Below are 6,050 nucleotides of genomic sequence, written 5' to 3'. Positions count from 1 at the left end.
CCGCGGCCGCGACCACAGTGGTGAACTGTGGCCGCGGCCGCGGGTCTCGCGAGGATCAGTCCGCCACCGGCGTCCACTGCTCCTGCGGTGGCACACCGGGGACCGGCTTGCCGATGACGGCCAGCGCCACGAAGAAATTCACCTGCCCGATGGCCATTGCGAGGGTGGCCAAGGCTTTCTCGTCGTAGTGCTCGGCCGCGCGGGCATACAGCTCATCGGTCACCCGCTCGGCTGCTGCCGAGGGCTGGGCGACAGCTTCGGCGAGGGCAAGGGCGGCACGCTCGGCCTCGGTGAAGTACGGGGCGTCCTGCCACGTGGCCACGGCCGCGATACGTTCCTCGGACTCCCCCGCGGTGCGCAGATTGCCGGTATGCAGCACGACCAGGTAAGTACTGCCGACGATCTGCCCGATCCGCAACTGGACCAGGCTGATCGTGGTCCTGGGGACGGTTCCGTTTCCGGTGGCTTTGAACAGCGCCGCACCGACTTCGGCGAGTTCGGGAACCAGCTGCTGCGGATTGCGCAACCGGGACCCTGTGCGCGCCTGCGTGGCCGTCGAGTTCTCCTGCATGATTGTTTTCCTTTCTCAGTGGGTTGATCAGACGTACTGGGGACGACGTCCAAAGACGCCGAACTTGGTCATCGGGGACGCCTCGCCCTGCGGCAACCAGGCGCGGGCAGCGAGCGTGCACGCGGCGAACATGGCGGGCATGGCCCACTTGTCCGGGCCGTCGCCGACCGCGAGGTGGGAGGCGGCGGCACCGCCGTAGACGAAGACGAGTCCGGCATAGGCCCACTCCTTCGTCCGCGGATGGCCCGGGGTGAGGATCGCGGCGAGCGCGGCGGCCTTGGCGGTGCCGAGCACCGTCGCGAAGTACATGGGGTAGCCGAGGTGGTCGAAGGCTTCCCGGACATAGGAGATCCGGGCCAGATCCCAATACGATCCGACGGCGGTTTCGGTCAGTACAGCCGCCACCGGAATCCAGCGGGCGAGTTTCAGGGCCTTCGAGGCGCGTGTGTTCATGGTGTCACTCCTGGTCGTAGCCTTGTTCGGTCAAGCGGCGCGCGCGTGGCCGTCGTCGGTGGCCGCGCGGTGCAGGGCTGCCGCCAAGCGCGCGTTCTCCGGTGCGTTGAACGCGAAAGCGGCACGGCGGCGGGTGTATCCGTAGGTGAGACCGCTGTGCGGATCGACGAATCCGTCCGAGCCTGCCGACCCTGCGTGTCCGAACGCGTGCACGCCGAGGAATGGGTACAGCAACCCCTTGGCCTCGAAGCCGAGCGTGTACGGTGCTTGCCCACGCACCAGATCGGCGCCACCGGAATGGATTTCGGAGATGATCTCTATGGTGTCGAGCGACAGCAGCGGTGGCCGGCCGTCCACCCCGGAGACCGCCGCCGCGTACATCCGCGCCAAGCCGCGCGCACTGCCGACACCACCGGCCGAGGCCTGACCGAGCCTGCGCAGTTGCGCATCATTCGGCAGGGCCATCACATCAGCGGCCGTGAAGCCTCGGGCATTGAGGTTGTAGGAAATGCCGGCGATTCCATGCGGGTTGGGGGAATTCGCGGTGAACGCGGCCTCCATCTCCGCGGTCGCTCGCCACGGCAGGACCGGCAGGTAGCGGTGATCCAGCTCCGCGGGCAGGCCGAGATACACATCCAGCCCGTACGGTGCCCGGATCCGCTGCTCGAACAATTGCTGCACAGTGCTTCCGGTGACCGCCCGCACCACCTCGCCGATGATCGCGTACATGACGAACCCGCCGTAACCGTGCGCGGTTCGCGGCGCGAAGTACGGGCGCTGACCGACCAACCGCTCGGCGATGACGCGCTCGTCCGCGAGCTCGGCGACGGTGAAACCGCCACCGACCCCGATCACTCCCGACCGATGCACCAGCACATCGCGCACGGTGATGTCGTCCTTGCCCGCGGTGCCGAAACGCGGCCAGTAATGGGCGACGGGCCGGTCGAGGTGGAGCACACCGTCCTGCAGCAGCATGGCCACCACCAGGCCCGCCGCGCCCTTGCTCGACGAATGCAGGCCGGTCAGCGTGCTACCGGTGACCTCGGGCCCGGCCCACAGATCGACCACCTGGCGGCCACGCAGATAGGCGGCCAACTGCGCGCCGGACTGCCCGTCCTCCTCCTCGACAACAGCGCGGAACTCCTCGCGTACCTGTTCGAACCCTTCGGCAACAGTGCCGTGGATCTCGATCGTGCTCATGATGCTCTCCCTTCGATGCGGCCGGTCCGCCTGCTCCGGCGCCGCCGCGGATCGTTTCTGCTGCACTGACGTACGGGGGTAGCGAAAGGTGACCGCTGGGGGGGAAATCGCAGGTCGGGGTGGTGCGAGTTCGGATTGTCGGCCAGTGCCCGGCGGGCGGCGGTGGTAGGCGGCGGGCGGCACGAGCACCGCAGTAAAACCAGCGGCGGCCGGCAGCCCCGCTGGGTCGCGTCCAGGACAGCGGCCGCACTCGAACAGGCGGTCCGCGAGCATCAACCGCCAGCCAGCACCCATGTGCCGACACCAGTGGCCGGCACAACCGGCCGGCGATCGGCAGCATCAGCCGCGGCCAGTGACAGTCGGTGCTTCTCGGACAGCGGTCACCGACCGAGGGCGGCAGGCGAGGTGTGCGCGAACAGCTACGGTCACCTTTTCGGCCGCCGGTTCGTCATCGGTAGGAAGGACCGCACAAGGAGGACCCTGTGAACGACGCGCAATTCCTGGCCGACCGGTTCGAGGAGCACCGCACGCACCTGCGTTCGGTCGCCTACCGGATGCTCGGCTCGGTCAGCGATGCCGACGACGCGGTGCAGGAGGCGTGGCTGCGCCTGGCCCGCACCGACACCGCCGATGTGGGCAATCTCGGCGGCTGGTTGACCACGGTCGTCGGCCGGGTCTGCCTCGATATGTTGCGGTCGCGGAAGGTCCGTCAGGAAGAGCCGCTGGAGAATCTGCCCGACCCCGTGGTCACCGCGGCTTCCGGGCAGAGCCCGGAACATGAAGCGATGCTCGCCGATTCGGTGGGGCTGGCGCTGCTGGTGGTGCTGGAATCGCTGAGCCCAGCCGAACGGCTGGCCTTCGTGCTGCACGATATGTTCGCCGTGCCGTACGAGCAGATCGCGCCGATCGTCGATCGCACGCCGCAGACGGCCAAGAAGCTCGCCAGTCAGGCCCGCCGCCGCATCCAGGGCGAGGCGCCGGCTCCCGATACCGACCTCCCCCGGCAGCGCCGCGTGGTTGACGCGTTCCTCGCCGCCGCCCGCGACGGAGAGTTCGAGGAACTGGTGCGCATCCTCGATCCCGACGTGGTGCTGCGAGCCGACGCCGGCGATCTGCGCGTGCTGCGCGGCCGCACCCTCGTGGGCGCACAGGCCGAGACGTTCCACCGCATGGCCACCCTGTGCGTGACCCATCCTGCCGTCATCAACGGCGGCGCCGGGCTGGTCAACACCATGGACGGCGAGCCCTTCTCGATCATGAGCTTCACCGTCGTCGGTGACCGCATCACCGCGATCGACATCCTGTCCGACCGCGAACGGCTCGCCGGTCTGGATTTGAGCGCTGTGCTGGGGTGAGCGTGGTACCCGCTCGGGGAGCGCTCTTCAGCCCCCACCGGACCCGGCTGGGCGGCTCGCCGGTCGAGCCGAAGGTGAGCGCAGGCATTCGCCAGCCGAACAGAGCATCGATCCTGGTGAGCGGCACGACAGCGCCGACTCGAGTGAGCGCTCCGGCCGGCTCTCGCCCTCACTCAGTCGAACGGCGACCTATCGATGCCGCACCCGGTGTTCTTCGGCGGTAGCCGGCCCGTGAACAGGTACTCCCGCTTGACGCGTTCGGCGCAACTGCTCGGCGCGTACATGCTGCTGTGCCCCGCGCCTTCGATCACCACCACCTGGGCGTCGGCGAGTTGGGCGGCGCCGGCGAACGCACCGGCCAGTGGCGTGGCGGGGTCGAACCTGGTGTTGAGCACCAGGATCGGCGCCGCGGTGCGCCGATCCCAGGGGCCGGCGTACCGATCGGCGTCGTGACCCTGCCAGAACGCGCAGGCAACGCTGCTGAATACCGCGACCCGTCCGAAATACGGGATGCGCTGATCTTCCGAGACCGCGGCACGACTGTAGGCGGCGGGATCGGTCGGGACGATGCTGTCGCTGCATTGGATCGCGTGGAACGCCTCGGTCCGGTTGCCCGCGTAGGACGTATCGCGTGCGACGGGCAGCACTCCGGGGATGGTGGTGCCCGCGTCGAACAGCCGCTGCAACAACACGGCGAGGTCCGGGTAATTCGACGATTGCGACAGACTCGCCGCGGCACCGATTACCGCCGGATAGGTCCAGGCCGCGCCGTCGAGCCGGATCGGAGCCAGCCGCGCCCGCTCGGCCAGCGCGATCCATTTCAGTTTCGGATCGCCCGCCGAGAACGCGCACCGCGGGCCGGCCTCGGCGCATTGCCGCAGAAACGCGTCGAAGGTCGCCGCGATCCCCGCTGCGACGTTCTGACGGACATCCAATGGTACCGAAGACCCTTGCCCGCCATGCCCATCGGCATTCCCCTGGAAATCCATCGACCCGTCGAACGCCATCGCCCGCACCCGGCTCGGGAACATATTCGCGTACACCGCGCCGACCTGTGTGCCATAGGAAATGCCGTGATAGGTCAGCTGCGGATCGCCCACCGCTCGGCGCAGAAGCTCGAGATCACGCGCCGTGTTCGCGGTCGACACATGATCGAGAATCGGGCCCGCCTGCTGCCTGCACCGATCAGCGAACTCCTTCGACCAGCCGAAGAACGCGGGCTCCTCCGCGCTCGTGGCGGGCATCTCCGGCATCGAACCGAGAAACGCCAGTTGCTCATCGTTCCCGCCGAAGCAATTCACCGGCGCGCTCCGGCCCACCCCGCGCGGATCCCACGACACCACATCGAACCGAGCCCGCAGCTCCGCCGAGAACAGCCACTCCCACCGTCCCCGCTCGCGCAACCGCTCGACCCCCGAAGGGCCCGGACCGCCGAAGTTGACGAACAACGTTCCGATCCGCCTTTCCGGGTCCGCCGCAGGAAGTTTGATCACCGCGAGATCGATCTGCTCACCGCCCGGCCGGTGGTAATCCAATGGAACCCGCGCAGAAGAACATTCGAACCCGTCGCCGCACTCGGCCCAGTGCAGCACCGGCGTCGCCGCGCCCTCGGCCAGCCCATCGATATACGGATCCACCCGCTCCACCGCCGATGCTGGGCCAGGTACACCCAGCACCCCAGCACCGGTGACCAGCGCACACACCACGACTCGAACCCAGCGAGAACTCTTGGTTCCCAACCGCAGAACCACCTGCAAGCCCTCCTGCGCACCGATCACCGAACGCAGTGATCCTGTCACACTCGGGCATCGCCGACTCTGCGGTCCTTCTCACTACCGACCGGCAGTTCTGAGACGCATTCGACCGCGGCGGGGCAGTCCGCGGCCGGATGCCGACCACGACCGTTGTCGCGCTTCGGTTGTCGAACGCGCGCGCCGGCCGAGGACGTCTTCGGCGCCGACCGCGCCCGCGCCGCCGAGGATGACGCAAGACCAGTGCCAGCGCAGCCCTACGACCTCCACGACGAGTACATCGCGGCCGTTGCTATCGCCGACAGCTCATCGCGGGCAGAACGAACCCGTGCACGGCGGCGGCTCCGCACCGGGCGCCGTCTCCCAGGACAGGTGGACCACGCCGTTCGACTTCCCGGTCCCCGAAGTCCCTTGGTAGAAGCGCACGTCCGTCGCATCGGCGGTGGCATAGGAGCGCCCACCGCCACCGCCACCTCCGCCGCCGGAATCACTGGCCACGCTCGCTCCGTGTCCCCGTCCGCCGCCGTTGTAGCCGCCGCCACCGCCACCGCCCGCACCACCTTGGGAGCTGCCCGCCGGAGCGTCGGTGCCATGACCGCCGTGCTTGGAGTTGTTGCATCCACCGCCGGGCGGACGTCCACCACAACCACCGGAGCCACCATCGCCGATATCGCTGTTGCCGTCGCCGCTGTTGCCGTCGTGGAGGTCGTAGGGCTGCGC

The 6,050-nt window shown here is 68.6% G+C and carries 5 protein-coding genes and 1 pseudogene; 1 reads left to right on the top strand and 5 read right to left on the bottom strand.

The window, feature by feature from the left end; translation table 11 throughout:
- Window positions 1-55: 55 nt before the first annotated feature.
- Genes GV790_RS00030 through GV790_RS00020 form a run of 3 tightly spaced genes read right to left on the bottom strand, consistent with a single transcriptional unit; the run spans window position 56 to window position 2,224 of the window.
- Window positions 56-571: a carboxymuconolactone decarboxylase family protein gene (locus tag GV790_RS00030; protein ID WP_163809122.1), complete on the bottom strand. Its 516-nt coding sequence runs from the start codon at window positions 569-571 to the stop codon at window positions 56-58.
- Window positions 572-598: 27 nt separating this feature from the next.
- Window positions 599-1,024 carry a DoxX family protein gene (locus GV790_RS00025; protein WP_163809120.1) on the bottom strand — a complete coding sequence of 142 codons (426 nt, stop codon included), beginning with the start codon at window positions 1,022-1,024 and terminating at the stop codon, window positions 599-601.
- Window positions 1,025-1,054: 30 nt separating this feature from the next.
- The gene (locus tag GV790_RS00020) at window positions 1,055-2,224 is read right to left on the bottom strand and encodes a serine hydrolase domain-containing protein (protein ID WP_163809119.1); all 1,170 of its coding nucleotides are present in this window, start codon (window positions 2,222-2,224) and stop codon (window positions 1,055-1,057) included.
- A 482-nt stretch (window positions 2,225-2,706) separates the two neighbouring features.
- Between GV790_RS00020 and GV790_RS00015 the strand changes: the two genes are divergently transcribed.
- Window positions 2,707-3,579 (top strand): sigma-70 family RNA polymerase sigma factor, encoded by an 873-nt coding sequence (locus GV790_RS00015; protein WP_163809117.1) that lies wholly within the window; start codon window positions 2,707-2,709, stop codon window positions 3,577-3,579.
- A gap of 173 nt (window positions 3,580-3,752) precedes the next feature.
- Here the strand turns inward: GV790_RS00015 and GV790_RS00010 are convergent, their stop codons facing one another.
- A complete protein-coding gene (locus tag GV790_RS00010; protein WP_309138965.1) occupies window positions 3,753-5,357 on the bottom strand; it encodes an alpha/beta hydrolase in 1,605 nt (534 codons plus the stop codon).
- Window positions 5,358-5,636: 279 nt separating this feature from the next.
- A pseudogene (locus tag GV790_RS00005) lies at window positions 5,637-6,050 on the bottom strand (hypothetical protein); the annotation flags it as partial.

It is taken from the genome of Nocardia cyriacigeorgica (genome assembly GCF_010858045.1).
Taxonomy (GTDB): Bacteria; Actinomycetota; Actinomycetes; order Mycobacteriales; family Mycobacteriaceae; genus Nocardia; species Nocardia cyriacigeorgica_E.
The sequence above is the reverse complement of the archived record's forward strand: the minus strand, read 5'-3'. Positions and strand labels throughout refer to the sequence as shown.

Excerpts from the sequence above, each read along its gene's own strand:
- GV790_RS00025 (WP_163809120.1), bottom strand. The coding sequence starts at position 1,024 with ATGAACACACGCGCCTCGAAGGCCCTGAAACTCGCCCGCTGGATTCCG.
- GV790_RS00030 (WP_163809122.1), bottom strand. The coding sequence starts at position 571 with ATGCAGGAGAACTCGACGGCCACGCAGGCGCGCACAGGGTCCCGGTTG.
- GV790_RS00020 (WP_163809119.1), bottom strand. The coding sequence starts at position 2,224 with ATGAGCACGATCGAGATCCACGGCACTGTTGCCGAAGGGTTCGAACAG.